Origin of the sequence: Picosynechococcus sp. PCC 11901, assembly GCF_005577135.1 — a bacterium.
In the GTDB taxonomy this organism is placed as follows: domain Bacteria; phylum Cyanobacteriota; class Cyanobacteriia; order Cyanobacteriales; family MRBY01; genus MRBY01.
Genome location: NZ_CP040360.1, coordinates 880,701 through 906,895 on the forward strand (window position 1 = coordinate 880,701; position 26,195 = coordinate 906,895).

Genomic DNA, 26,195 nt, shown 5'->3' on the forward strand with positions numbered 1-26,195 from the left:
ATAGTCGCATGGCAGGTTCTACCGGAGAACGCCCGTTTTCTGACATTGTGACCAGTATTCGCTACTGGGTTATTCACAGCATCACCATTCCGATGTTATTTATTGCTGGCTGGCTCTTTGTGAGCACTGGCTTGGCTTACGATACTTTCGGGACACCCCGTCCTGACCAATACTTTACTGAAACTCGTCAAGAGATTCCCATTGTGACTGATCGTTACAAAGCGATTGATCAGATCAATGAGTTTAACAATTAAGTAACGCGCGTTTTTCTTTGCTGTATTCACTAAAAGGTTTTGTATTATGACAAGCGGTCCTAACCAACCTGTTTCTTATCCGATTTTTACCGTCCGTTGGTTGGCGGTGCACACCCTGGCTGTACCCTCGGTTTTCTTCCTAGGGGCGATCGCCGCTATGCAGTTTATTCAACGTTAGGAGCTTCCGATGGAAAGAAATCAAAATCCCAACAGACAGCCTGTGGAACTAAACCGGACTTCTTTGTACCTGGGTTTACTCCTGATTGCTGTGCTCGGTATTCTATTTTCCAGCTACTTCTTTAACTAAGCTGGCAGCCCTTTAATTTCAGCCCTTTAATTTATTTTTTTCGGAGGTTGTTCTCATGTCTGAAGGCGGAAAAATCCCACTTTGGATCGTTGCAGTTGTCGCTGGTATGGGCGTCATTGCGGTTGTCGGTATCTTTTTCTACGGTGCATATGCAGGGGTAGGCTCTGCGGTTTAGATGCACCATTTGCTCTAATTAATTGTTGAGACACCACCTACTCTAATCGAGGGGTGGTTTTGTTTTGGGAACTTCTCAGATGAAGGCAGGTCTGGGCAAGGCTGGGGATAGTCATTAGAAAATTTGGATAGATATGCAAAAGCAGTTGCGAAATCTGAAAGTATGGGGCATTGTTGGTCTCCTGTGTTTGGGCTGGGGAACCAGTGAAAAGGCGATCGCCGCTGAAACTCTCCGGTTAAAATTAGGGCCACTTCAACAAACTTTACAATTGCGGGATTTAGAAACCTTTGCCGAAACGGGTCAGGTTCCCCAAAGCCTCCGACCCTATGGGGTGTTTTTGGATGGTAATTTGCAGAAATTTCTCCAGCGACGCTTAGAAATTGAACCAGAGATGGCGGATCAGTTTTTTGATCAGTTGTGGCGATCGCCCACCGGAAAACAAATCCTGGCGCAAATTCAAACGGCTCTACCGGGGACTTCTGTCCAGGATCTCCAGGCAACGGTGAATCTGGTGTTGGGTCAGGGGGTCGAAATTAGTGCTCTGAATTTGTTGCAGGCTTACCCCAAGCAGGAACTGACCATTGATCTCACGGCGGTGACCAGCCTTTTGTTGCAACTCAATTTACCGAATATTCAGAATCAATTGCTTGCCCCCAGGGTAACTGACGCCCTCGAAAGTACGGAACCGCAGATTTTCCAACGTGCAAACCTGAACCCCACAGCCCCCGGCTCCCAAACGGTGCGGCGTCAAAGCTTAATTCTGCAAGACACAAGGCGCGATCGCACGATTCCCATTGATATTTTTGATAGCCCCCAATCCCAGTCTCAGTTGGTGGTTTTGTCCCATGGATTTGCGGCAAATCGTCATTTTCTCGATTATCTGGCGGTGCATCTGGCCTCCCATGGTTATACCGTCGTCACCCTCGATCATCCGGGCAGTAATATTCAGTCACTGTTCAATCCGGGCTTAAATCTCGATACTTTGCTCCCGGCGACGGAATTTGTTGATCGACCCAAGGATATTCAGTTTGTGCTGGATCAACTGGAGCGCCTCAACCAGGATCAAACCCTCACGACCCGCTTTGCGACGGACAATGTGACGGTAATTGGTCATTCTTTCGGGGGTTATACAGCCTTGGCGATCGCCGGCGGAATTGTCGATCCCATTGCTATCCGCGCCCACTGCCAGCGGGCAACCCCCTTAACCAGAGCACCGGGGGACTGGCTCCAATGTGCGGCGGCAAAACTGCCCTATGACCAGTTGAATTTGCGGGATGAGCGGGTCAAACAGGCGATCGCCCTTAATCCCCTCAGCGATCAAATCTTTGGGGAGCAGGGTTTAGAAAAAATTAAAATTCCGACCTTGATCGTTGCCAGCACAAAAGACACTGTAACCCCAAGCTTGGCCCACCAGTTAAAGCCTTTTCAACAGTTGGGCGGTGAAAAATATCTCGTCGTCGCCGACGGCGCAACCCACATGAGCGTCACCGATGTCAGCAATCGCGACAGTGCCTTAGCCCAAAGTACCCTGGTGCCAGAGGTAATGGGCAACGCAGCGGAACCAGTCCGACAAATGGTGCGGGGGGTAAGCTTGAGCTTTTTGGCGCGCCACCAAACTAGGGGGCAAAATTACCAACAGTTTCTCACGGGAGCCTACGTGCAATCCTTGTCCCAGGGGGCGATCAAGCTGCGCCTCACGGAAACGATTTCTCCAGAATTAGAACGATTTCTCAGTCGCTTACCCCAGGCACCCAGTTCTACCGCAGCAACGGCCCCGACCCAACAAGCTGCTTTTTTGAACATGGGGCGATCGCCAAACCCAAGCCCAAACCGCACCTATCCCCAAGGCGTTCTCACGGAAAGTCTCAAGCCATTAATGACGAACTTGGAAGCCGAAACCTTTCTCGCAATGAAACCGGACAATTTTGATGTCTTGTATCAAAAACCCGGAAGAATTTCGGAGAAACGGTAAGATGAAAAAGTTCAATTTTCAGGCCACTTAAATAACAATGTCTCAGGCACCTCTGTTATCGAAATTTGGGACGCAAATGTCGCGTTTAACCGGCGTGCGGGCGATCATGAAAGACATCATCGATACCCTAAAAGCAGGGGCAGGCCAAGATTTTATTAACCTCAGTGCGGGCAATCCGGTGATTATCCCGGAAGTGGAACGGCTCTGGCGCGATTGCACCAATGATCTCCTCAATAGTCCGGAATATGGGGAAGTGGTTTGTCGCTATGGATCGTCCCAGGGTTATGAACCCCTGATTGAGGCGATCGCCACCGATTTTAACCAACGCTATGGCCTGAACTTAACGGGCGAAAATATTCTCATCACCCCCGGCTCCCAGTCCCTCTATTTCCTCGCGGCCAATGCCTTTGGTGGATATGATAATGTCGGCCAACTGAAATCGATCATTCTTCCCCTCAGCCCCGACTACACCGGGTATGGGGGCGTCAGTTTATACCCAGAGGCCATCCGCGCCTTTAAACCGAGTCTCGACATTGATCAGGCGAACCACCGTTTTAAATATCGCCCCGATTTTAGTCAGCTTAATATCGACGAAAATACGGGCTGTGTAATTTTCTCGCGTCCCTGTAATCCCACGGGAAATGTCCTCAGCGACGAAGAAGCCGAAAAGATTGCTGATCTGGCTGCCGTCCATGATGTGCCAGTATTTATTGATTCGGCCTATGCTCCGCCCTTTCCGGCCCTGAATTTCACGGAGATGAAACCCCTCTTTGGCGGTAACGTGATCCACTGCCTGAGCCTCTCTAAAGCGGGCTTGCCGGGAGAACGGGTAGGGATTGCCATTGGGGAACCGCGTTTTATCGGAGTTTTACAGGCCTTTTTAACCAATGCTTGCATTCATTCGTCGCGCTATGGTCAGGCGATCGCCGCCCGGGCGATCCAATCGGGAGCCTTGGCTCATATTGCGGAAACGGTGATCCGGCCCTACTACCAAAATAAAATCCAAATCCTCGAAGCTGCCTTAGATCGGGCGATGCCCAAAGATGTGCCCTGGTATCTCCACCGAGGGGAAGGGGCGATTTTTGCTTGGTTGTGGTTTGATGAGTTGCCGATAACCGACTGGGAACTGTACCAAGAACTAAAAGCAGTGGGCGTGATTGCTGTGCCCGGCAGTCCCTTTTTCCCTGGTCTCCGGGAAGACTGGCCCCACAAGCAGCAATGTCTCCGCATTAGCTTGACAGCTACCGATAGTGAAATTGAAACCGCAATGGCTCGCCTCAGTGATGTGGTAGAGAACGTCTATCGTTCCTCGGTGAAATGAGCTACGACAACATTCTCAAGTTTTTATTGGAAACAGATCCCCATCCTTTTGTCCATTGGCTTCTGGGGGAATCAGCCCTCGAGAGTGTGAGCTTTCTTAATACAGAATTGAACCTCGAACCAATCCGGGCGGATGGGGTGTTTTTCTTGGAGACTGCTGGCAAAATTCTCCATCTTGAATTTCAAACGGTGGCTACTTCTAACCCACCAATGCCCCTGCGGATGTTGGACTATTGGGTGAGGCTTTATCGGCGTTATCGCCTTGAGATTGAGCAAATCGTTATTTTTCTCAAGCCCACTACGATGCCCGAAGTGTTTCAGGATTATTTTCAACAACAACAGACCACTCATCGCTACCGGGTGATTCGGCTCTGGGAGCTAGAACCACAGCTCTTTTTTGAGTTGCCGAGTTTGTTGCCTTTGGCGGTTCTTGCAAAAACCCAGGCTCCCGAACAACTGTTGCAGCAAGTCAGTCAGCAATTGGATAGGATTGAAGACAGGACAGAACAATTAAATCTCAAGGCTGCAACGCAAATTTTAGCTGGGATTAAGTTTACAGATGCGATGATCGAGCAATTTTTCCAGGAGGAACTTATGCAGGAATCGGTGATCTATCAAAAAATTTTCAATCGGGGTATCGCCCAAGGGGTAGAGCAAGGCTTACAACAGGGACTTCAACAAGGTTTACAACAGGGATTACAGCAGGGGATTGAAGAAGGAGAATTCACACTACTGACAAAACTTTTATCCCGCCGTCTTGGTTTGTTAGATGCTGCTGTACTCAAACGTCTGCGTCAGTTGTCTCGGTTGCAGTTGGAGGCTCTGGGGGAAGCGTTATTGGATATGCAGTCCCGTGCTGATTTAGATCAATGGTTAGCGACCTATGGCAACGAAACCTAAGCAGTTAGCTTCCTGGAAAAATCTCGAAATTTTTGTCCTTGGTGATTCCTTTAATCACTCGCGTGAAAATAGCGGAAAACTTCCTCAGCAAGACGCGGCCCAATCCCTTTGACCTCAGCGATTTGTTCGGGTTTGGCTTCTCGCAAATAGTCGAGGGAGTGGAAATGGGCCAGGAGTTGTTTTTTGCGGTGGTGGCCTAAACCAGGGATGTCATCCAATTGCGATCGCCTGCTGGATTTGAGACGCTGTTGGCGATGGAAACTGACAGCAAAACGGTGGGCTTCATCCCGCACCCGGCGGAGAAGTTGAATGCCAGGCTGTTCCTTTTCACTTTTAAGGGGATTGGATTCGTAGGGCAGATAGACCTGCTCTTGTTTTTTGGCGAGGCTAATTACGTTTAATTTATCAGCGAGGTTCAGTTCCTCCAAAACTCCCATGACTGCGGATAATTGGCCTTTGCCGCCGTCAATCATGATCAAATCGGGGCAGTCTTTGTCCAAGCCTTTTTTAAAGCGCCGCCGCATAATTTCCGCCATGCTGGCAAAGTCATCGGAACGGCCAATGTGAATCTCAGGATTTTTAATTTTGTAGTGGCGATAGTCCTGTTTCGCAGGAATGCCGTCGATAAAAACCACTTGGGAGGCCACCGCATTCGACCCCTGAATGTGGGAAATGTCATAGCCTTCGATGCGTTTGGGCAGCTCTGGTAAATCTAAGAGACTCGCTAAATCTTCGAGAGCCGCTAAATTCTTGGTGACGGTGCGTTGGGTGCGGCTTAGTTCGTATTGGGCGTTGCGTTCTACCATCGCGATCAAATCCGCCTTCAGTTGCCGTTGGGGTTGGAGAATTTGCACTTTACTGCCCCGGCGATCGCCTAAAAATTGCCCTAACCATTCCTGATCCCGGAGGGGATATTGCACCAAAATTTCCGCTGGAATTTCTACCCCATCCACATTGGCATAGTGGGCTTCCAAAACGTGCTGGAGGATTTTGCCATATTCCACCGTCAAATCTGGCCCCAAATTCTCCGGCAGGGGCGTAAAAAAGCCTAATCTTCCCACCAGTCGTCCCGCCCGCACTTGAAAAAGTTGAATCGCACAATGACGTTCATCGGCAGCCAAGGCGATCGCATCCCGGGACACCCGATCATCCGGTAAGCTCACCTTTTGATCGGCATTGAGCGCACCAATTGCTTTGATTTGATCGCGGATTTGGGCCGCCTTCTCAAACTGCAAATTTTCGGCGGCTTGGGCCATCTGGGTCGTTAAGGTTTCAATTAGTTCACCACTGCGCCCCTGGAAGACCATCGCCACCTTTTGCACCGTCTGCCGATATTCCTGGGGAGAAACCAGCTGCTGACAAACCCCCGGACAGCGACCAATATCGTAGTTCAAACAGGGTCGATGTTTAAACAGCGGTTGTCGCCGTTGCCGCAACGGAAAAATCCGTTTCATTAAGCCCAGAGTATGCCGCAGTAACCTTGTGTCTACATAGGGGCCATAGTAGCGATCGCCTTTGCTGCCGATGTGGCGTTTGCGGGTAATAAAAAAACGCGGATAATCCTCCGACCAGGTGATGCACACATAGGGATATTTCTTGTCATCCTTGAGCAGCACATTGTAATAGGGCTGGTGCTGCTTAATCAGGTTTGCTTCGAGGGCGAGGGCTTCTGCTTCCGTATCCGTGACAATGAATTCAATGCCCGCTACCTGCTGCACCATCATTTCAATGCGGGGCGAATGCAAACGGGCATCACGAAAATAAGACCGCACCCGATTCCGCAGGGTTTTGGATTTGCCAATGTAGAGAATATCTCCCTGGCGACTGTGCATAAAATAAACCCCAGGCTCCGTTGGAATTTCCCGGAGACGTTGTTGCAATCGCTCAGGATCTTGCAATAAAGGCACTGAATTCAAGGTAGCCATGGCCAAGACAAGACATTGTTGAAGGGAGTTTAGAAATTGTAAGCAATTTTCCATCAAGACAGCCCCGACACAAAAAACGAGGCCTCCCTGGGAAGGTCTCGCCGTTAATTGTTTCCCAGTGAAATGGGCCGTTTACAAACTTGTGTTGGAGTTGATGGTTACGGTGCCATCGGGGGTAACAGTCACAACGCTTTCAATGGTGTAGTCAACGGAGCCGGGTCTACGCCCCTCGAAGGTGAACGTGTAGCTCCCATCGGCATTTAGTACATAGGGAGACTCATTGGGATTGCCGTGCATTGCCGGTTCAGCCCGGTAGTTATTCAAACCGCCATTTTCTTGTTCAGCAGCTTGGCGGGCGAGGTTTTTCGCCTGATTGAGATCAACAATAGTCGCGCCGGAATCTACGCTACTGTCACTGGTACGCACGTCGCCATTGTAAAGAATCTGGGTACTCCCATCCGTCAGCACCTTGACCTCTGTTTCGTAGGTGTAATCAAGGGATTCGGGACGGCGGCCTTGGAAGGTAAAGGTATAGCTGCCGTCACCGTTGCTAACGTAGGGAGATTGCTCTGCTAGACCATGCATGGAGGGTTCAGCGCGATATTGACTCAAACCACCATTCTCCCGTTCTGCAGCTTGGCGGGCGAGGTTCTTCGCCTGGTTGAGGTCGAGGCTCGCCGCAGCGATATTGGTGCTGTTGAAATTATCAGAGCGAATTGGCCCGTTGTAATCAATGGTTGCGGTGCCATCATCAGTGACAGTTACGACGGTTTCGTAGACATAATCCGTGGATGCCGGTTGCCGTCCTCGGAAAGTAAAGGTATAGCTGCCATCGCCATTGTCCACATAGGGAGACGCCAAGGGATCACCATGCATGGAAGGTTCGGCCCGATATTGACTCAGGCCACCATTGGCATCCTCTGCAGCTTGGCGGGCGAGATTTTTGGCTTGGTTAAGGCCAAAGGCAAGGGTAAGATTTCCTTGGGCCAGGAGGGTCTGGGCTTGGTTGGGGGAGGGAGCAAGCAGGATGCCACCACTACTGAACAAACCAAGTAGCAGCATCGATCGTAAAGCAGTGATTTTCATAGTCAATAACCGAAAACTCCAAAGGGCGATCGCCTTGCCTTTCATGCTACCTAAAGAAGCGATCGCCGGGAAAAAAGTTTCCGTCAAGGGGGAAGCAAGGGGGATAATGGAAGAGTTTTCTTGCTTTCGGGAAAAAATGAGCCGATCTTTACCCCTCTCAGCCCATTATCACCAACGCACCAAATACGATCCCCAAACCCTTTCCAAGCGGGGCAAATCCCTAGATTGGTCCCAGCAGCCGAGTCCTTTCAAAGGCTACAAAATTGGCACCAGTTACGATCTCAAGCCCTATTTAGAACTTGACCGCAATGAGCCCCAATGGGAAAACCTGTCCTATCTACTATTGTTGAGCTACGGGCTGACCGCCAAAATTCCGACTTTTGGGGGAGATTTTGTTTACCTCAGAACCGCTCCTTCGGCGGGGGGTCTGTATCCGGCGGAACTGTATCTTATCTCCCGGGGTACTGAATTGCTCCCGGCGGGCCTTTACCACTACCAGCCCCAAACCCATACCCTATTGCGCTTTTGGGATAACCACTGTTGGGTCGATCTCCAAGAAGCTTGCTTTCGCCATCCGGCCCTCGAAAAGACCCAACTTGCGCTAGTAACGACAGCAATTTTTTATCGCTCGGCTTGGCGCTATGAAGCCCGGGCTTACCGTCGCATTTTTCTAGATACGGGCCATTTGCTAGGCAATGTGAACCTGGCGGCCACAGCCCATGGATTTCGCCCCCATCTCATCGGTGGGTTTAGCGATCGCCTGATGAATCAACTCCTCTATCTTGATGGTGAAACAGAGGCTGTGACCAGTATTATGGCCCTCAATCCACAACCCCAAGCAACCAGTCACGGCAAAACCGCCTTACCCTCCCCGGTGGCCTTCAATTACCCTGATTTGGCAGAGGACGAGCTACTTAAAGCGCTCCATGAAGCTTCGATGATTCAGGCCAAGTCTTCGGTGCCCCCCCACCAACCGAATCTGTTGGAAGATAAATATAATTTTCCATTTTGCTTAAAGGTTTCCCTCGCAAATACTGATGCCGAAAATCGTTATCGTCAGCGCATTGACTGGGGCGAAGACCAGGAAGATTTAGAAGAAACCCTGTTAAAACGGCGATCGACCCGGGCCTACACCGGGGAAGACCTCACCCTCGAAGAATTGCAACTGATACTCCACTTTACCTATCATCCTGAGGACTATGGAGAACAGGGTCTACTAGGCGATCCGGACTATTTTGACTTGAGTTTGATCGAGACCTTTGTGGCGGTTTCTGGGGTAGAGGGTTTAGAGGCGGGTTGCTATTACTATGCGCCTAAGGCCCAGGCACTGCGGCAAATACGCTTTAAAAATTTTCGCGAAGAGTTACATTACCTTTGTTTAGGTCAAGATTTGGGTCGAGACGCGGCGGCCTTGGTCTTTCACACGGCAGATCTAGGGGCAGCAGTCAGCCGTTATGGCGATCGCGCCTATCGATACTTACACATGGATGCAGGCCAATTGGGACAACGCTTAAACCTTGCCGCAATCCAGCTAGACTTGGGGGTCAGTGGCATTGGAGGCTTTTTTGATGATCAAGTCAATGAGGTTCTCGGCATTCCCGATGATGAGGCGGTGCTCTATGTTACGACCCTCGGTGTACCAGAGCAAGGGTGACATACTCCCGACTCTGATGCTTACCGCATACAGAGCGGGCTTCTCAAGATCGCTCTCGATCAATTTCCTGCTTCATCCGTCCTCCCTAGAATGTTGCCATTCCCCGTTATGGATACGTCCACAGGCAGTTTAGAGTCTCCTGATGCCCCACGGAGACTATGTACAAGGAACCAAAGTTCTGTACAACGCAACCAAATTGGTTTTACGCATCAGTGGCTTCAGACAGTATTGTCATTCTTCCTGATGCAACGCCCTACCAATTATCAAGGTTCAATACCGTTCCTAGAGTTTGCGCTGTTCACCACGCTACTAAGACGTGTTCGTTTGAGTCAATCTAGTCAGTGGTTAGCTGATACAGTCATTGTAGTACAAGGATACTGCAACAATAGCAAGAAATAAAGTTTTTCGAGTTCGATTGACTCAGCAAGAATTGGACAAATTAGAGCGAAATCCAGAAGAACGGGGGAGTTCTAGCGCTGAACTGATTCGAGACCATATCAAAAGGCTACCGAATCTGGCTGCTTCGAGGGCATCGAACCCCACTCAGCAACCTTGAGGAGTCCATGTTGTTACTGAGCAGCTCGAGTGAACCTCGCCGAACTCTTGCCGAAGTATCCCGGCACTCATCGAAGCGATAGAGCGCGGGACTTATAGCCCCTCAAATTCCCCAACGGTTAAGATTGGGAAAAAAGGCGATCGCCTATGTTGAAAATTAACAACCTCACAAAAGCCTATGGCCAACGCCCGGTGCTTCAGGGCCTCGATTTGTGGATCGACACCGGGGAAATTTATGGTCTCCTGGGGCCGAACGGAGCCGGAAAAACCACAACCATCAATATCCTGTGTAATTTACTCCAGGCCGACGGTGGTGCCATTGAAATCGCCGCTTCTCCCCTTTCTGAAGCCACGAAAAAGATCATCGGTGTCGCCCCCCAGGAAAATTTGCTCTACAAAACCCTGACCTGTGCGGAAAATCTCCGGTTTTATGGTCGCATCTATGGGCTGTCGAAACAGGCTTGTCAGGCGCAGATCGGCGCTTGTCTAGAGGCTGTAGGACTTGGCGATCGCCACGGTGCTCCTGTCGAAACCCTCAGTGGCGGGATGCAACGGCGGATGAACATTGCCATTGCCTTGATGCACCGACCCCAATTGCTGATTTTAGACGAGCCGACCACGGGCCTAGATATCGAAACCCGCTATGAAATTTGGCAACTAATCCAGCGGCTCCGGGATGAAGGCATGACAATTTTGCTAACAACCCATCTTTTAGACGAAGCCCAGCGACTCTGCCAGCGCATTGGCATTCTGAAAGGGGGACAAATTATCGCCGAGGGGACGCTCCCGGAACTACGCCAACGGATTCCCGCCAAGGAAGTTGTCCTGCTGCAAACGACGGACAGAGAAGGGGCGATCGCCAAGGGGACAGCCGCCGGCTTTACCCAACGCAACTATGGTGGCGATCTCGCCTTTTGGCTACCAGAAGCCCTAGAACTTTCAGACATTCTCGATATTTTTCAGGGCATTCCCATCGATTCCATTGCCCGCCAAGGCATTCAGCTCGAACATATTTATGTCGAAATCCTCAGTACAGGACAAAAACTTGAAAAGGATAGAGGGAGAGGGTTTGATAGGAATTAGAAGATAACCAAGCAAACCCTCATGAGTCAGATTAGCGAAATTCGCGACCAATTGCGACCCCATATTGGATGGCATGGAGCCAGACTCTCCTTCGTTGCGATGTTCCTGATAGCATTATTCCGGGCGAAAACCGTCAATCTCGCCGAACTCGCCACAGTCTGGGGAGGTGACGCCACTGAGGAGTCCAATTACAAGCGCATGCAGCGATTCTTCAAGTCCTTTGAGGTCAACCTGGATAAAATCGCCCAGATGGTGATGAATATCGCGGCTATCCCGCAACCTTGGGTCCTGAGTATTGACCGCACCAACTGGTCATTCGGAACAACGGATTTCAATATCTTGATGCTGGGTGTTGTCCATGAAGGCATCGGTTATCCACTGATGTGGACAATGCTGGAGAAGAAGAAGGGCAACAGCAACAGTACAGAGCGCATGGATTTGTTCGAGCGTTTTGAAATCTTATTCCCCGATGCGGAAATTGCCTATCTTACAGGGGACCGAGAGTTTATTGGTAAGCCCTGGCTGTCATACCTGATGCTGGATAAGCCCATTCCCTTTCGTCTGCGCATCCGTCAGACCGACAAGATTAGCAAAGGTAAAGGACAACCAGCGATTGCGGGAACTCACTTATTTCGGTCATTGGCCATGGGTGAGACAAGAATTCTGCCGGGAAAACGGTGGGTCTGGGGTCGTCTGGTCTATGTCATCGCTACTCGTCTTGACTCGAAACAAAAATCGAAGCAAACGGATGATGATTTTCTGATTATCATCACGGCCCATGAGCCTCAAAATGCTTTGGCCGATTACCGTCGGCGTTGGGGGATTGAGACTCTGTTTGGAGCCCTCAAAACCCGTGGCTTTTGCTTGGAATCGACTCATTTTATCGATAAGAGACGTTTGTCGAAGCTGCTGGCTCTGTTGGCCATTGCGTTTGTCTGGGCGATGAAAGCGGGTTTATGGCGACATAGTCAGAGGCCGATTCGCATCATCAAGGCCCATGGCCGTCGAGCGCGGAGTTTGTTTCGCTATGGTTTTGACTTATTACGTCGCTTTTTTACCGTTTCTACTCAACCTCTACTTGGGTCAGGGTTTCACCCCATACAATTTTTGTCCTGTACTTAGGTCGAAATCACCCAAAACCACCAGCAAGCCGTCCCCGAAGCCCAAATGAGCTAGGGCGAGCCAAAACTTTTTCCCCCAAAGCTTGACAAGCCTAAAATAGTTAGGGCAATATATTATCCGTGCCTAAGGGGGTATAGCTCAGTTGGTAGAGCGCTTGCATGGCATGCAAGAAGTCACCGGTTCGAGTCCGGTTATCTCCATCGAAAAAACTATCTTCAGAAAATCCAAGACCTCTGGTGACCAATCGCCCAGGGGTCTTTTGTCGTGGTGCATTGTGCCCAACTGTCGCAGTAAAAAATCAGGTTTTGGCGATCGCCCCACAAGGGATAAGGGTGCGGATGTCTCTACCCAGGGTCGGTAAATGTTCATGCTAAGATCTCAATCAGTACGTTCTACGAACAACTCTCACTTCAGAATCTTCCTGAGATAGGAAATCTCTGAAGCATCCTGCAAACTCCAACGAGGAAAACACCACCATGGGATACGAACTACCTGCATTACCCTACGATTACACTGCCCTCGAACCCCACATCTCGAAGAGCACCTTAGAATTTCACCACGATAAGCACCATGCGAGCTATGTCTCCAAGTACAACGATGCCGTAGCTGGCACCGACATGGATAGCAAAAGTATCGAAGACGTAATCAAAGCCGTAGCTGCAGATCCCGCCAAAGCAGGTTTGTTTAATAACGCTGCCCAAGCGTGGAACCACAGCTTCTACTGGAACTGCATGAAGCCCGGTGGCGGTGGTCAACCCACTGGTGCCCTCGCCGACAAAATCAACGCCGACTTCGGTAGTTTCGATAAATTCGTTGAGGCTTTCAAAACCGCTGGTGGCACCCAGTTTGGTAGTGGTTGGGCTTGGCTCGTCCTCGACAATGGCACCCTCAAAGTCACTAAAACTGGCAATGCTGGCAACCCCATGACCGAAGGCCAAACTCCCCTCCTCACCATGGACGTTTGGGAACACGCCTACTACCTCGACTACCAAAACCGTCGCCCCGACTACATCAACACCTTCCTCACCAGTCTTGTGAACTGGGACTTTGTGGCGGCTAACCTTGCAGCGGCCTAACGTCTTGTTTGAATCCTAAGATTCATTTGGTTTTTCAAAATATCTAACTTAACTGACAAGGGACTTACCATGGGTAGGTCTCTTTTTTTGGTGATGGGGAAATTAATTAAAAGAAGGATCGCAAAAATACAAACGATAGCGATATCCGGTCACTTTTTGCCCTGCTTCTGGTTGCAACGGACAGATGGATTCTGGGGGCGCAAAATGGGTATTAAACATCAAGATCTGGGTTGGTGTCGTGAGCTGAGTCGCAGTTTCAGCAAGGACTTTGGCGGCTGCATCCTGTTTGAAAAAGTTATCGAGAATTAAAAACCGAGGTTGCAGGCTGGGATCGAGGTAATGCAAAGCCCAGGCAAGGCCCATCTGGGTGCGAGTTACGGCAATTTCGTAGTAATGGGTCGCAAAAATTTGAGGGTCATTCCAGTCTAAATTTTGTTGGAGGATTTGGGCGATCGCCTGATTATTTTCGGGTTTCCGGTAAGCAAGATCGACATTGACACACAAACTACTTAAACCCATTAAACCCACAATCATTAGGGCACTGAGACGACAATTTTGGGGCCAGAATAACTTAGAACAGGCAATATTTTGCCCCATCTGCGCCAGGAAAAATCCCAATAAAATCGTTAACGCTGGGAAATAAATGAAATGATAGCGGGGAGCTAGGGTAATATCCAATTTCAGCACATGGGTAATACCAAGAATTGTGACCAGATTCGCAAGAATAATGCCTGTAAAAATTTTGACTTCTAATTGTGCCCAGCTTTGTTGAAATGCCGCCGTCAGATTAGGAATAAACCACAAAAGAATCAGCAAAAGGGCGATCGCCGCGGCCACCACTAACCAAGTTTGATCTGCTTCGATGGGTAGCATAAAAATCATTCCCAAGGCCCACCCCAAGGAACGGAGCGGTGGCAGCAGATTTCCTAACCCCCAACCGTAGTCTTGATTGAGCCAGGAAGTCAGTTCGTCATTATTTTGGCTCTGCCAGTGGTTGAGCAGCAGAAAAACGACAATTGCCGAGGCGATCGCCCCACAAAAAATCCGTTGCCAATAGCCTGGGAAAAAGATTTTTGCAGGAGATTTTTGGGGCCAATTTTTTCTTAAATCCTGACCATAACAAAAGAGTAAAACGAGTCCTTCCGCAAAGAGCGATAGCACCATGAAATAATGACTGGCTACCCCTAAAGTATTTACAATTAGCCAGCCTAATAACACTTGAAACGGAATTTTGTGCGACCGTTGTTGGGTCTGGATTATTTTCGCTAGACAGCCATAGGACAGGGTCATCCAAATCATGGCCAGGGTATAGTGACGGGCCTCTTGGGAAAGATAAACGGCGTAGGGGGACAGGGCCATGGCGATCGCCCCACCGTGGGCCGCCCATTTATTTTTAAAAACCCAAGCACTCACCCCGAACACCACCAGAATGAGTAAAACCCCAAAAAAAGCAGCCGGCGATCGCCCCACAAAAATACTGATTAATTCCCCGTCTGTACTCCACAAATCGAGCCAGAGGTGGGTCAGCCAATAGTACAAAGGCGGATGGTTACTTTCACTGAGGAGCATCTCGCTGACTGTCGCAAGATTCGTACCAGTTTCATAGCGGAGTGGTGCCAGGAGAAGATCCGCAGAAATTAACTGGTCTAAGGGAATCTCCCGGAAACCGTGGCCCAAGCTAAAGACTAAAGTGGCCCACTCATCTCCCCACACAGACTTAAGGGTGAGGTTCCAGAAGCGCAATAACGTTCCTAACCCCACCCAAATGCCGAGTAGATAAAAATCTTTCTGAGAAAATATTCGGGAGCTTGCCATGGTGCCTTTCGCCGATCAGCCTTGAAAGGACAATAGCAGATTACTCTTTATTGTTGTTCGGGCAATTCAAAGTCTTCGTAGCTACCACCAACGCTGATATCGGTATTAAACAATTCCGCATCGGTTAAGGTTAAATCTTCCATCACAGCCCCAAAAACATGGGTGTCATACATCCGTGCTGCGGTGAAATTTACCCGGTTGATTCGCGCATAGTTTAAGACCGCGTTAGTCAGAAAAACATCGGTAAAGTCGGCCCCAGAAAGGTTCGCGCCCGTTAAGTCGGCTCCTTCGAGGTTGGCCCCTTCGAGGTTGGCATAACTGAGGTTCGCATCCCGCAGATCGGCCCCAATTAAGTGCGCTTCCCTGAGATCCGCACCAATGAGGTTACAGCCTTGGCAGGCACCCGTTTCCAGCAGACGTTTGACGTGGTCTGGGTTTTCGCCCCTAGCTGGCTTGGCGATCGCCAAGAGTATTGTGAGGGTTGCGAGGGCTAATAATAGGCGTTTCATATTTTATTTCCTCCTGCCAATTTTGCACAAAACCGAGCCAGTTTTTCGACGGTCTTTTTGTTGCCTAGGTCATCGGCTTTCGGCGGGTACTTGTTCACATCATTGGAGCTGACGTCACAGTCGATTATTGCCCCAAAAAATTTAGCGAAAAATCAATTCTGATGCAGAGTGCAAAGTCCCTTACTTTTATTATTTCACAACTTCTATTGCCTGCTTGACTCTCGCCAAAAGCCGTTACATTTTGTCTTGCTACTGTCGAAAAATGACCGTTACTAATAGTATAACAAAAATTCATAATTTTTGCCAGTTTAAAGCAATATTCGAGCGATAACCTTTATGATTACGGATAATATTTGAGCGATATTTTTTTTGGATTGTGATTGTGAGTGATCTCCACGAAAAGACTTCTTTACCAGACCCAGCGGCCCCTTGGCACCATCAGGCGATCGCCCATGTCCTCCAAGTATTTCAAACGGATGAACAACAGGGCCTAGAAGGGCCAGAGGTAGAACGACGTCAACAGTTTTATGGCCCTAATGAAATCGAAGTCGGTCGGGGGCGTAATACTTGGGAAATTTTCCTCGATCAGTTTAAAAATGTGATGCTGATCATGTTGATTGTCGTGGCCCTAATTTCTGGGGTAATTGATTTTGTAGAACTCCGTGCCAATGCCTTACCGGAAGGAACGGTTCCCTTCAAGGATACGATCGCCATTATGGCCATTGTGGTTCTCAATGGACTGTTGGGATTCATGCAGGAAAGTCGCGCCGAAAAAGCCCTGGCCGCCCTCAAAAAAATGTCTTCTCCCCAGGTGCGGGTGTGTCGTGGGGGGCAATTTTCTGAAGTCAAAGCGGCCCAGTTGGTGCCCGGGGATCTGATGTTTATCGAAGCTGGTTCCCAACTCAGTGCCGATGGTCTCGTCCTCGAAGCGGCCCAGCTCCAAGTGCGCGAGTCAGCCTTAACCGGAGAAGCCAACCCCGTCACCAAAAGGATTTGTCCAGTGGGGCTCGCGGCGGATACGCCCCTAGGCGATCGCCAAAATATGGTTTTTTCAGGCACAGAAGTCCTCCAAGGCCGGGGCAAGATCTTGGTCACTGCCACTGGAATGAGCACCGAGCTCGGCAAGATTGCCCAAATGCTCCAAAGCGTCAAAGCTAGCCAAACCCCTCTCCAAAAGCGGATGGCCCACCTCGGCAAAATTCTAGTCACCGGCTCACTTATCCTCGTGATTTTGGTGGTGGTTTTCGGTAGCCTCCAGGTGGGTAATTTTAGTCGCATCAAAGAATTAATCGAAGTTTCCCTGAGTATGGCCGTGGCCGTCGTCCCAGAAGGCTTACCCGCTGTCATCACCGTTACCCTTGCCATTGGCACCCAGCGCATGGTGAAACGCCAGGCCCTGATCCGAAAACTGCCTGCCGTTGAGACCCTTGGTTCTGTCGATACCATTTGCTCCGATAAAACGGGTACCCTCACCCAGAACAAAATGGTGGTACAGCGCCTAGAAACCCAAGACCAGTCCCTCCGGGTTACCGGGGAAGGGTACGCCCCCATTGGCGAATTTTTGTCCCAGGATCAAAGCCTCAATCCAACTCAACATCCCGAAGTGCAGCAATTATTACGGGCTTGTGTCCTCTGCAATGATGCCGTTTTAAAACGAGACGACCAGGATTGGCTGATTATTGGCGACCCCACAGAAGGGGCTTTACTGAGTCTGGCTGGCAAAGGGGATCTATTTGCTGAAGCTCTCCAGAAAGAATGGCCCCGCTTGGGAGAATTTCCCTTTTCCTCGGAACGCAAACGTATGAGCGTTATTTGCGCCACGCCAAACCCTGACCAAGCTGAATCAACGGTAGCTTATTTGCTCTGCTGCAAAGGTTCGCCGGAGTTGGTGCTGGAGCGCTGTCAAACCTACCAAACTGCCACAGGTATTTTTCCCCTCCAAGCAGAAGACCGGGCCGCGATTCTCCAGCGCAACAACGAAATGGCCCAGGCGGGTTTGCGAGTTTTGGGCTTTGCCCAACGTTGTTTAACCCATGTACCAGAAGCCCAAGCCGAGGTAAATGCGGAACAGGAAATGGTTTGGCTGGGCCTAGTGGGGATGATGGACGCGCCCCGTCCGGAAGTCAAAGAGGCCGTGGCGAAATGTCGCGCCGCCGGGATTCGGCCCGTGATGATCACCGGTGATCACCAACTTACGGCTCAGGCGATCGCCCAACAATTGGGCATTGCGACCCCAGACGCCAAGGCCCTCACAGGGTTAGAGCTTAGTAAACTTTCCCAGGTCGATCTAGAAGCCATGGTCGAAACCGTGAGTATCTATGCACGGGTGGCCCCAGAACATAAGCTGCGCATCGTCCAGGCTCTCCAAAGTCGCGGTAAATTTGTCGCCATGACCGGAGATGGGGTTAATGATGCCCCTGCCCTTAAACAAGCTGACATTGGTATTGCCATGGGCATCACGGGCACCGATGTCAGTAAAGAAGCCAGTGACATGGTGCTCCTTGATGATAATTTCGCCACCATTGTCGCCGCCACCGAAGAAGGCCGGGTCGTTTACACGAATATTCGTCACTTTATCCAATACATTCTCGGTAGCAACATTGGCGAAGTAATTACTATTGCCGCTGCTCCCTTGATCGGTTTATCGGAAGTGCCCCTCATTCCCCTGCAAATCCTCTGGATGAACCTCGTCACCGATGGTTTACCCGCCCTGGCCCTCGCCATCGAACCCGCTGAACCCGACGTGATGCAACGCCGTCCCTTTAATCCCCAGGAAAGTATTTTTGCGCGGGGGCTAGGCGCTTATATTCTGCGCATTGGCTTGATTTTCTCTGTGATCAGCATTGCCCTCATGGCCTATAGCTACAATGCCCACCCCGACAATTGGAAAACCATGGTCTTCACGACCCTCTGCCTTTCGCAAATGGGCCATGCGATCGCCGTCCGTTCGCGTACTCAACTGACCCTAACCAGTAATCCCCTAAGGAATCCCTACCTAATCATTGCCGTGGCCGCCACAACAATCCTCCAACTCATGCTGATCTATGTCGAACCCCTACGGCTATTTTTCGACACCCAACGCCTCTCTGGCCAGCAACTGTTAATTTGTTTGGGGGTCAGTACCCTACTCTTTGTTTGGGTAGAATTAGAAAAACTTGTGATCCAATGGTATTGGGCTTGGAAAAATCCCCCAAAAAGCAGATGAAAAAAACAAAAGTGAATTCGATTTCTGTATAGATCTTATCTGTTTTTAGGATTAGTCTTGGGTAGTATGGTGCGGTTAGATCTACGGAAAAACCTATGACTGGAAACGCCGCCCGTGTTCAAGCGATTCAGCAAATTACCAATCGTACCCCCATCAAGTGTGAACCGCCCATTAAGCTCGAAGAAGCTTGGGCTACTAATGTTTTTGATCTGAGTAAGATGCAGGCCAGTCTCCCAAAGGCCGTTTTTAAATCTATCAAAAACACCATCACTTCCGGTGAAAAACTAGACCCTTCCGTGGCCGATGCTGTGGCCACAGCGATGCGCGATTGGGCGATGTCTAAGGGCGCTCTCTACTACGCCCACGTCTTCTACCCGATGACCAACCTCACCGCAGAGAAACACGATGGTTTCGTCTCTGTCCAGAGCGATGGAAAAGTCATCTCCGAATTTTCCGGTAAGGTACTGGTACAAGGGGAGCCCGATGGTTCTTCCTTCCCCAATGGTGGGATCCGTGACACCTTTGAAGCACGGGGTTATACGGCTTGGGACGTGACCAGTCCGGCCTACATCATGGAAACCGAAAATGGTTCGACCCTTTGTATTCCTACCGTTTTCGTCTCCTGGACCGGGGAAGCACTCGATAAAAAAGTGCCTTTACTGCGCTCCATCGATGCCATGAATAAGGCAGCCCAGAAAGTTTTAAAACTGTTGGGTCACACCGAAATCGCCCGGGTCAATTCCAGTTGTGGGGCAGAACAGGAATATTTCCTCGTTGACTCTAACTTCGCCCACCAACGTCCGGATCTTCTCTTGGCTGGTCGTACCCTTTTCGGTAAGTCTCCGGCTAAGGGCCAAGAATTTGATGATCATTACTTTGGGGCCATCCCTGAGCGGGTACAAATCTTTATGCAGGATGTGGAAGCGCAACTGTATAAGCTCGGTATCCCCGCAAAAACCCGTCACAATGAAGTGGCACCGGGTCAATTTGAAATTGCGCCTGTGTTTGAAGCGGCAAACGTGGCCAGTGATCACCAACAGTTGATCATGACCACCCTCAAGACCACGGCGAAAAAGCACGGTTTTATGTGCTTGCTCCACGAGAAACCCTTTGCCGGGATCAATGGTTCTGGTAAGCACGTGAACTGGTCTGTGGGGAATGCAACCCAGGGTAACCTGCTGGATCCGGGCGATTCTCCCCATGACAACGCTCAGTTCCTCGTCTTCTGTGGGGCGGTAATCCGTGGTGTCCATAAGTTTGGGCCTTTGATGCGGGCGGTAATTGCTAATGCCAGTAACGACCACCGCCTTGGTGCCAATGAAGCCCCCCCAGCCATTATGTCTGTGTACCTCGGTTCTCAGTTGGAGGAAGTTTTTGAACAAATCAAAAATGGCACTGTTTCTGAGTCGAAGAAGAAAGGGGTTATGGATCTCGGTGTGGCGGTACTGCCTGAACTGACTAAGGATGCGGGCGATCGCAACCGGACTTCTCCCTTTGCCTTTACCGGGAACCGCTTTGAATTCCGGGCTGTGGGTTCTAGCCAGTCTGTGTCCGGGCCTTTGGTGGCACTCAATACGATTTTGGCCGATTCCCTAGAGTGGATTGGCGATCGCCTTGAGAGTGAATTAGCAAAGGGATTAGAAATCAGCGAAGCCATCCTCACAGTTCTCAAGGAAATCATGAACGAACATGGTTCTGTGATCTTTGGTGGCAATGGCTACTCCGAAGAATGGCACCGGATGGCCGTTGAAGAGCGCGGTTTACGTAACCTCCCCACGACGGCGGATGCCCTACCTGTGCTCAAGGAAGCAGAAATTGGAGCGTTGTTTGACCGACTCAAAGTCTTGACCCCCGTGGAGCTTGAAAGCCGCTTTGAAGTGTACGCCGAGCAGTACATCAAATCCATCGAAGTGGAAGCCAAGCTGGTGATGAACATGGCAAAAACCATGGTTTATCCTGCCGCTGTAGAATACCTGTCTAAGTTGTCAGGTACCATCACTGCCCTCGTAAATCTCGGCATTTCCCTCGAGAAGAAAAGTGCAGAAACCGTTTCTAGTCTCACCAATGACCTGATGGCTGCCACCGAAAAGCTCAGTGCTGCCTTTGAAAAAGAAGATTTTGCTTCCACAGAAGAGCATATGCACTATTGCGCGAGCACCATTCGTCCTCTGATGGATGAGGTTCGTAGCTACGCAGATCTGTTGGAAAATGAACTACCAGACAGCTTCTGGCCCCTGCCCACCTACCAGGAAATGCTGTTTATTAAGTAGATGATTCGTCTCGATTGAGCCAGCCAATCATTCAATAAAAACCAAAAGCCCCCTATGTTCTCTGGCGATGTAGGGGGTTTTTATTGTGTGATAAAACGAGTTCAAACCGAATGAATCACGTTGGCAGGGAGATCCTGATAAAGGGGAGTACTCAGGTACCGTTCCCCGTAGCTTGGTTGGATCACAACAATGAGTTTGCCACTATTTTCTGGACGTTGGGCAACCTTGATCGCAGCACAGAGGGCGGCCCCCGTTGAAATGCCCGATAAAATACCTTCTTCCCTAGCTAAGCGACGACCAAAATTAATCGCGGCTTCGTCGGTTACCGTCACCACTTCATCAATGATGGTTTGATTGAGCACACTGGGAACGAAACCCGCGCCGATGCCTTGGATTTTGTGGGGGCCGGGTTTGCCACCAGAAAGTACGGGGCTATTGGCTGGTTCAACGGCGATCGCCTGGCATTCGGGCTTATATTTTTTTAGCACCTCGGCGATTCCGGTAATTGTGCCACCGGTACCGACTCCAGCAATGATCATATCGACTTTTCCCTCTGTATCTTCCCAAATTTCGAGGGCTGTAGTTTTACGGTGGGCATCGGGGTTCGCCAAATTATTAAACTGCTGCAACATATAGGCATTGGGCAGGGTATCGACGATTTCCTGGGCTTTGGTGATACAAGCACTCATGCCCGCATCCCCAGAGGTCAGTTCGAGTTGTGCTCCATAGGCGAGGAGCATCGCCCGTCGCTCCATACTCATGGTTTCTGGCATCGTCAAAATTAACTGATAGCCTTTGGCGGCGGCGGCCATCGCTAGGGCAATGCCTGTATTCCCGGAAGTCGGTTCTACCAAAATCGTTTTACCGGGGGTAATTTCCCCAGCGGCTTCGGCAGCTTCGATCATGTTGACGCCAATGCGGTCTTTAACGGAGGCGGCTGGATTCATCCCTTCTAATTTGATCACAACCTGGGCAACACAATTTTCCTGCTCAGGAATACGATTTAACTGCACAAGGGGCGTTTTTCCTACTAATTCGGTAATGTTCTTGGCAATTTTCATGGTGGGTGAGATTGTGCCGCTAGGGGTGAAACAGAATGGCGAACCGATGTTCATTATAGATGCCGACTCCCCTGAAAAGATGTTCCTTCAACTGTTTGAGAAAATTTGGGGTAATCGGCCCTTGGTTTAGGGGCAAAGACTGGCCTGAATTGGAGGCAGTAATCCAAGCTCCGTTAGGAAACCAAGGCATGGTGCTGTAGATCTTCGAGGCGAACAATTTCTAGGGCTTTGGCATGGGTGGCTTCAAGGTGAACTGGGGGCGCAACACCAACCTCAAAAGCTTCTTGCCAGCGGGCAGCGCAGAGACACCAGCGATCGCCAGGTTTGAGGCCAGGGAAATGGTATTGGGGCACGGGGGAACTCAAGTCGTTGCCTTGGTTTTTGGTGAATTCCAAGAAAGCTGGCGTCATTTTTGCACAGACCACATGGCGGCCAAAATCGTTCGCGCCGGTGGTGCAGCAGCCATCTCGATAAAATCCAGTCAAGGGGTCGGTACTGCAAGGCTGGAGGGCAGTTCCTAAAACGTTTTTTGCGTCTGTCATTAGGGGTTCAAAAAATCCTCGTTGCAAGGGTAGACAATTCCAATGATAACGACCGACACGACGGGTAACGCAGATTAGGCCACAGCATTGGGCCATAGGAAAATCCCCTCCCCAATTTAGTGATTGGAGAAGGGAAAGACAAGGGATTTAATCTAGGAATCTAGCGGCCAAGTTTTTGTTCTAAAGCGGCGATCGCCAATTTAGTTTTGAGTAAAGAATCAGGGTTCAAACTGATAGAATCAATGCCCAATTCAACGAGGAATTCAGCAAATTCAGGGTAATCAGAGGGAGCCTGACCACAGATACCAATCTTGCGTTGATATTTCTTCGCCCCTTCGATCGCCATGCGAACCATGCGTTTTACTCCTTCATTCCGTTCATCGAAAATGTGGGCAACGAGGGCAGAATCGCGATCCAAACCTAACGTTAATTGGGTTAAATCGTTGGAGCCAATCGAGAAACCGTCAAAGACTTCGCTGTACTCATCCACCAGAATCACGTTAGAAGGCAATTCGCACATCACGTAAACTTGCAGCCCATTTTCCCCACGGCGGAGATCATGTTTTGCCAGTTCAGCGAGGACGCGACGACCTTCTTCCGGAGTACGGCAGAATGGAACCATCGGAATAATATTCGTCAAGCCCATCTCATTGCGGGCAATCTTGAAGGCTTCACATTCCAAACCAAAGGCATCAGAATAGTTCGGATCGTAGTAGCGGGATGCCCCACGCCAGCCAATCATCGGGTTTTCTTCCGTCGGTTCAAATTGACGACCACCGAGCAGGTTTGCATACTCATTGGATTTGAAGTCAGACATTCTGACCACAACCGGATTCGGATAGAATGCGGCGGCAATCATTGCAATGCCACTGGCGAGTTTATCCACGAAGAAATCGGCTTTATTTTCATAGAGATGGGTGAGTTCCGCGATCTCTTTTTTCACCATCAAATCTTCCAATTCATCAAAGTGAATCAGGGCTTTCGGGTGGGCTTTAATGTGGTTGGCAATGATGAATTCAAGGCGAGCTAAACCAACACCATCGGCAGGTAAAGGCGACAGCGAAAAAGCCTGTTCGGGGTTGCCCACGTTCATCAAAATTTTGGTCTTGGTGGTGGGCAGATTTTCAAGGGATGTTTCTTCCACTTCAAACTTCAACAGCCCTTCGTAGATCTTGCCGTCTTCCCCTTCGCAACAGGAGACGGTTACGTCTTGACCAGACTTCACCAAGGTCGTGGCATCACCGCAACCCACCACAGCAGGGATCCCCATTTCTCTGGCAATAATCGCCGCGTGACAGGTTCTTCCGCCTTGGTCAGTGACGATCGCCGACGCTTTTTTCATGATCGGTTCCCAATCGGGATCAGTGCGGCGGGTGACCAGCACTTGACCGGGTTTGAAGAGTTTAATTTGATCCACATCGAGGATTACGTTGGCTTCCCCCTGACCGACCATTTCCCCGACACTGCGACCGTGGGCAATGACGCTACCAGTTTCTTGGAGCTTGTAGGTGCGGATCACGTTGGCAGCTTTCTGGGATTGCACCGTTTCCGGACGGGCTTGGACGATAAAGAGTTCACCCGTGAGACCATCTTTTGCCCATTCAATATCCATCGGGGTGTATTGCCCACGAACGCCGGAATAGTGTTCTTCGATGGTGGTTGCCCAACGGGCGAGGGTTAAAACATCTTCGTCGCTGACACAGAATTTGTTTTGCAACTCTTCGGGAACGGCAACGTTTTCGGTGAGTTTTGCGCCGCCGGCATAGACCATTTTGATCTTTTTGCTGCCGAGTCGCCGTTCGAGAATCGGTTTGTAGCCATCCTTGAGGGTCGGTTTAAAGACCACAAATTCATCGGGGTTCACTGCGCCTTGGACAACGTTTTCCCCTAAGCCATAGGCTCCGGTAATAAACGCGGCATCTTTAAAACCGCTTTCGGTATCGATGGAGAACATTACGCCGGAGGTGGCGAGATCGGAACGTACCATCTTTTGTACACCGACGGACAGGGCCACTTCAAAATGATCGAAGCCGTTGTGCTGGCGGTAGGCGATCGCCCGATCCGTAAACAGCGACGCAAAACATTTATGGCAGGCTTCGAGAACGCCCTTGACACCGTGGACATTCAGATAAGTTTCCTGCTGTCCCGCAAAACTGGCTTCCGGCAAATCCTCTGCCGTGGCACTGGAACGTACCGCCACATCGACGTTGTGGGCACTGTCTTCGCAGGCTTGTTTGTCTGCCCCCTCAAAGCGATCGCACACATCAGATTTAGCCCCATAGCGTTCGCACATTTTTTTGTAAGCAGAGGCGATCGCCACCTGGAGATCCTGGGGGAACGGCGTATTTAAAATCAAAGCCCGTGCCTGCCGCCCCCGTGCTTGGAGATTGGCCACATCATCCGTATCTAAATCTGCAAACAATGTCCGCAACTTTTCCTCTAAGCCCGCAGATTTAACAAAATGCCGATAGGCATGGGCCGTCGTCGCAAATCCGCCTGGAACGTTGACCCCCTGGGGCTGTAACTGCTGAATCATTTCCCCAAGGGAAGAATTTTTGCCGCCAACCAAACCCACATCCAGGGAACCAACCTCCTCAAACCACAAAACGAGCGCTTCGGTTCTCGCATCAGAAGCCGTAGCTGTGTTAAGAGTGCTAACCATAACGATAAAAACTCCTTAATCATCCCTCTCCGTACACCTCGATCCTAAAAGACTTAAAATGAGCCCTTTACAGAAATGAAATATATCCTTACCTTTCACTTCTGTTTAATGAAAAAACATCAAGAAAAACAAGCTTGATGTTGCCTAAAAAGACAATATTTTTTTCTTATCTTTATTTAAGATATTTTTAACCTTTTCAAGATAAGTCAAGGCGCTTTAAAAAAGAAAAAGACTAGGTTTTTCCCAGTCTCGCCGCCCAAGTTGATTGGTTTTTATCAATATTAATCAAGGTTGCAATCAGTCACTGACCACAGTATCCCCCTGGCCCCAGAAGCCATCATATTTTTTGACAGTAATATCCCCTTCTACGCTAACTTGGCAGGCTAGACGCCGTTCTTTGTCTGGGTTATGGGGCGGGAGAGAGAGGCGTGTTTTTTCTTTCCAGCTCTGGGCTGAAACAGGGCCAGTAATTTCGACGGCACAGGTGCCGCAGGTACCAAGGCCGTGGCAATTGATAGTTTTTGCATTGCCATTGTAAAGACTAATTTTGTTGGCTAGCAGAACTTTACGTAAATTATCGCCTTGATTGCAGGTAATGGTTTGATTTCCGAAGGTGATAGTCGGCATGGTTGGTGTTTTCTCTCATTATCTCAATGATGATTGCTTCTATGGTGCCATACTTTCTAAAAAGGGTCGGTTAAA

The 26,195-nt window shown here is 49.9% G+C and carries 21 protein-coding genes and 1 tRNA gene; 14 read left to right on the forward strand and 8 right to left on the reverse strand.

Features of this window, described 5'->3' with window-relative positions:
• Positions 1 to 8: 8 nt before the first annotated feature.
• The 7 genes from psbE to FEK30_RS05245 all read left to right on the forward strand — a co-directional run bounded on the left by psbE (position 9) and on the right by FEK30_RS05245 (position 4,928).
• Positions 9 to 254, forward strand: a complete 246-nt coding sequence (gene psbE / locus FEK30_RS05215; RefSeq protein WP_012305866.1) for a cytochrome b559 subunit alpha — start codon at positions 9 to 11, stop codon at positions 252 to 254.
• 46 nt (positions 255 to 300) lie between these two features.
• Positions 301 to 432 carry a cytochrome b559 subunit beta gene (psbF, locus tag FEK30_RS05220; RefSeq protein WP_012305867.1) on the forward strand — a complete coding sequence of 44 codons (132 nt, stop codon included), beginning with the start codon at positions 301 to 303 and terminating at the stop codon, positions 430 to 432.
• A 9-nt stretch (positions 433 to 441) separates the two neighbouring features.
• Positions 442 to 561 (forward strand): photosystem II reaction center protein PsbL, encoded by a 120-nt coding sequence (gene psbL / locus FEK30_RS05225; protein ID WP_012305868.1) that lies wholly within the window; start codon positions 442 to 444, stop codon positions 559 to 561.
• 55 nt (positions 562 to 616) lie between these two features.
• Complete coding sequence (locus FEK30_RS05230; protein ID WP_012305869.1) at positions 617 to 736, forward strand: photosystem II reaction center protein J; 120 nt, start codon at positions 617 to 619, stop codon at positions 734 to 736.
• A 133-nt stretch (positions 737 to 869) separates the two neighbouring features.
• Complete coding sequence (locus FEK30_RS05235; RefSeq protein ID WP_255447966.1) at positions 870 to 2,708, forward strand: alpha/beta hydrolase; 1,839 nt, start codon at positions 870 to 872, stop codon at positions 2,706 to 2,708.
• Positions 2,709 to 2,745: 37 nt separating this feature from the next.
• Positions 2,746 to 4,029 (forward strand): valine--pyruvate transaminase, encoded by a 1,284-nt coding sequence (locus FEK30_RS05240; protein ID WP_138072180.1) that lies wholly within the window; start codon positions 2,746 to 2,748, stop codon positions 4,027 to 4,029.
• Complete coding sequence (locus tag FEK30_RS05245; RefSeq protein ID WP_138072182.1) at positions 4,026 to 4,928, forward strand: Rpn family recombination-promoting nuclease/putative transposase; 903 nt, start codon at positions 4,026 to 4,028, stop codon at positions 4,926 to 4,928. The genes FEK30_RS05240 and FEK30_RS05245 overlap by 4 nt, the downstream gene beginning before the upstream one ends.
• Positions 4,929 to 4,978: 50 nt before the next feature.
• On the opposite strand, the gene uvrC is transcribed toward FEK30_RS05245, so the two are convergent.
• Positions 4,979 to 6,853, reverse strand: coding sequence for an excinuclease ABC subunit UvrC (uvrC, locus tag FEK30_RS05250; RefSeq protein WP_138072184.1), 1,875 nt, complete (start codon positions 6,851 to 6,853; stop codon positions 4,979 to 4,981).
• 132 nt (positions 6,854 to 6,985) lie between these two features.
• Positions 6,986 to 8,026 (reverse strand): hypothetical protein, encoded by a 1,041-nt coding sequence (locus FEK30_RS17060; protein WP_181445699.1) that lies wholly within the window; start codon positions 8,024 to 8,026, stop codon positions 6,986 to 6,988.
• A 49-nt stretch (positions 8,027 to 8,075) separates the two neighbouring features.
• Here FEK30_RS17060 and FEK30_RS05260 point away from each other — a divergent pair, with 49 nt between their 5' ends.
• The 5 genes from FEK30_RS05260 (at position 8,076) to FEK30_RS05280 (ending at position 13,429) form a co-directional block, all read left to right on the forward strand.
• Positions 8,076 to 9,593: a SagB/ThcOx family dehydrogenase gene (locus FEK30_RS05260; protein ID WP_138072186.1), complete on the forward strand. Its 1,518-nt coding sequence runs from the start codon at positions 8,076 to 8,078 to the stop codon at positions 9,591 to 9,593.
• A 702-nt stretch (positions 9,594 to 10,295) separates the two neighbouring features.
• A complete protein-coding gene (locus FEK30_RS05265; RefSeq protein ID WP_138072188.1) occupies positions 10,296 to 11,231 on the forward strand; it encodes an ABC transporter ATP-binding protein in 936 nt (311 codons plus the stop codon).
• 21 nt (positions 11,232 to 11,252) lie between these two features.
• A complete protein-coding gene (locus FEK30_RS05270; protein WP_138072190.1) occupies positions 11,253 to 12,353 on the forward strand; it encodes an IS4 family transposase in 1,101 nt (366 codons plus the stop codon).
• A gap of 127 nt (positions 12,354 to 12,480) precedes the next feature.
• Positions 12,481 to 12,553: transfer RNA gene (locus tag FEK30_RS05275), tRNA-Ala, on the forward strand.
• A 276-nt stretch (positions 12,554 to 12,829) separates the two neighbouring features.
• A complete protein-coding gene (locus tag FEK30_RS05280; RefSeq protein WP_030006045.1) occupies positions 12,830 to 13,429 on the forward strand; it encodes a superoxide dismutase in 600 nt (199 codons plus the stop codon).
• 102 nt (positions 13,430 to 13,531) lie between these two features.
• On the opposite strand, the gene FEK30_RS05285 is transcribed toward FEK30_RS05280, so the two are convergent.
• Together FEK30_RS05285 and FEK30_RS05290 are read right to left on the reverse strand one after the other, a co-directional pair.
• On the reverse strand, positions 13,532 to 15,244 hold the full coding sequence (locus tag FEK30_RS05285) for a glycosyltransferase family 39 protein (RefSeq protein WP_138072192.1): 1,713 nt from the start codon (positions 15,242 to 15,244) through the stop codon (positions 13,532 to 13,534).
• A 47-nt stretch (positions 15,245 to 15,291) separates the two neighbouring features.
• The gene (locus tag FEK30_RS05290) at positions 15,292 to 15,753 is read right to left on the reverse strand and encodes a pentapeptide repeat-containing protein (protein ID WP_138072194.1); all 462 of its coding nucleotides are present in this window, start codon (positions 15,751 to 15,753) and stop codon (positions 15,292 to 15,294) included.
• Positions 15,754 to 16,129: 376 nt separating this feature from the next.
• On the opposite strand from FEK30_RS05290, the gene FEK30_RS05295 reads away from it, so the two are divergent.
• Positions 16,130 to 18,958: a cation-translocating P-type ATPase gene (locus tag FEK30_RS05295; protein WP_138072196.1), complete on the forward strand. Its 2,829-nt coding sequence runs from the start codon at positions 16,130 to 16,132 to the stop codon at positions 18,956 to 18,958.
• A gap of 95 nt (positions 18,959 to 19,053) precedes the next feature.
• Positions 19,054 to 21,228 (forward strand): glutamine synthetase III family protein, encoded by a 2,175-nt coding sequence (locus tag FEK30_RS05300; protein WP_138072198.1) that lies wholly within the window; start codon positions 19,054 to 19,056, stop codon positions 21,226 to 21,228.
• A 101-nt stretch (positions 21,229 to 21,329) separates the two neighbouring features.
• Here FEK30_RS05300 and cysK read toward each other — a convergent pair whose 3' ends face one another.
• The 4 genes from cysK to FEK30_RS05320 all read right to left on the reverse strand — a co-directional run bounded on the left by cysK (position 21,330) and on the right by FEK30_RS05320 (position 26,120).
• Entirely contained in the window at positions 21,330 to 22,289 is a 960-nt protein-coding gene (gene cysK, locus FEK30_RS05305; RefSeq protein ID WP_012305882.1) for a cysteine synthase A, read from the reverse strand.
• Between the two features lie 173 nt (positions 22,290 to 22,462).
• Complete coding sequence (locus FEK30_RS05310) at positions 22,463 to 22,831, reverse strand: DUF2237 family protein (protein ID WP_030006051.1); 369 nt, start codon at positions 22,829 to 22,831, stop codon at positions 22,463 to 22,465.
• A 160-nt stretch (positions 22,832 to 22,991) separates the two neighbouring features.
• Entirely contained in the window at positions 22,992 to 25,493 is a 2,502-nt protein-coding gene (gene ppsA / locus FEK30_RS05315) for a phosphoenolpyruvate synthase (RefSeq protein WP_138072200.1), read from the reverse strand.
• A gap of 297 nt (positions 25,494 to 25,790) precedes the next feature.
• Positions 25,791 to 26,120 carry a 2Fe-2S iron-sulfur cluster-binding protein gene (locus FEK30_RS05320; RefSeq protein ID WP_012305886.1) on the reverse strand — a complete coding sequence of 110 codons (330 nt, stop codon included), beginning with the start codon at positions 26,118 to 26,120 and terminating at the stop codon, positions 25,791 to 25,793.
• Positions 26,121 to 26,195 lie beyond the last annotated feature (75 nt).

What these genes read in the sequence shown, in the direction of transcription:
- FEK30_RS05290 (WP_138072194.1), bottom strand. Translation starts at nt 15,753, where the DNA reads ATGAAACGCCTATTATTAGCCCTCGCAACCCTCACAATACTCTTGGCG.
- FEK30_RS05260 (WP_138072186.1), top strand. Translation starts at nt 8,076, where the DNA reads ATGAGCCGATCTTTACCCCTCTCAGCCCATTATCACCAACGCACCAAA.
- FEK30_RS05230 (WP_012305869.1), top strand. Translation starts at nt 617, where the DNA reads ATGTCTGAAGGCGGAAAAATCCCACTTTGGATCGTTGCAGTTGTCGCT.
- FEK30_RS05310 (WP_030006051.1), bottom strand. Translation starts at nt 22,831, where the DNA reads ATGACAGACGCAAAAAACGTTTTAGGAACTGCCCTCCAGCCTTGCAGT.
- FEK30_RS05300 (WP_138072198.1), top strand. Translation starts at nt 19,054, where the DNA reads ATGACTGGAAACGCCGCCCGTGTTCAAGCGATTCAGCAAATTACCAAT.
- FEK30_RS05320 (WP_012305886.1), bottom strand. Translation starts at nt 26,120, where the DNA reads ATGCCGACTATCACCTTCGGAAATCAAACCATTACCTGCAATCAAGGC.
- FEK30_RS05285 (WP_138072192.1), bottom strand. Translation starts at nt 15,244, where the DNA reads ATGGCAAGCTCCCGAATATTTTCTCAGAAAGATTTTTATCTACTCGGC.
- psbE (WP_012305866.1), top strand. Translation starts at nt 9, where the DNA reads ATGGCAGGTTCTACCGGAGAACGCCCGTTTTCTGACATTGTGACCAGT.
- cysK (WP_012305882.1), bottom strand. Translation starts at nt 22,289, where the DNA reads ATGAAAATTGCCAAGAACATTACCGAATTAGTAGGAAAAACGCCCCTT.
- ppsA (WP_138072200.1), bottom strand. Translation starts at nt 25,493, where the DNA reads ATGGTTAGCACTCTTAACACAGCTACGGCTTCTGATGCGAGAACCGAA.
- FEK30_RS05265 (WP_138072188.1), top strand. Translation starts at nt 10,296, where the DNA reads ATGTTGAAAATTAACAACCTCACAAAAGCCTATGGCCAACGCCCGGTG.
- psbF (WP_012305867.1), top strand. Translation starts at nt 301, where the DNA reads ATGACAAGCGGTCCTAACCAACCTGTTTCTTATCCGATTTTTACCGTC.
- psbL (WP_012305868.1), top strand. Translation starts at nt 442, where the DNA reads ATGGAAAGAAATCAAAATCCCAACAGACAGCCTGTGGAACTAAACCGG.
- FEK30_RS05245 (WP_138072182.1), top strand. Translation starts at nt 4,026, where the DNA reads ATGAGCTACGACAACATTCTCAAGTTTTTATTGGAAACAGATCCCCAT.
- FEK30_RS05270 (WP_138072190.1), top strand. Translation starts at nt 11,253, where the DNA reads ATGAGTCAGATTAGCGAAATTCGCGACCAATTGCGACCCCATATTGGA.
- FEK30_RS05240 (WP_138072180.1), top strand. Translation starts at nt 2,746, where the DNA reads ATGTCTCAGGCACCTCTGTTATCGAAATTTGGGACGCAAATGTCGCGT.
- FEK30_RS05280 (WP_030006045.1), top strand. Translation starts at nt 12,830, where the DNA reads ATGGGATACGAACTACCTGCATTACCCTACGATTACACTGCCCTCGAA.
- FEK30_RS05235 (WP_255447966.1), top strand. Translation starts at nt 870, where the DNA reads ATGCAAAAGCAGTTGCGAAATCTGAAAGTATGGGGCATTGTTGGTCTC.
- uvrC (WP_138072184.1), bottom strand. Translation starts at nt 6,853, where the DNA reads ATGGCTACCTTGAATTCAGTGCCTTTATTGCAAGATCCTGAGCGATTG.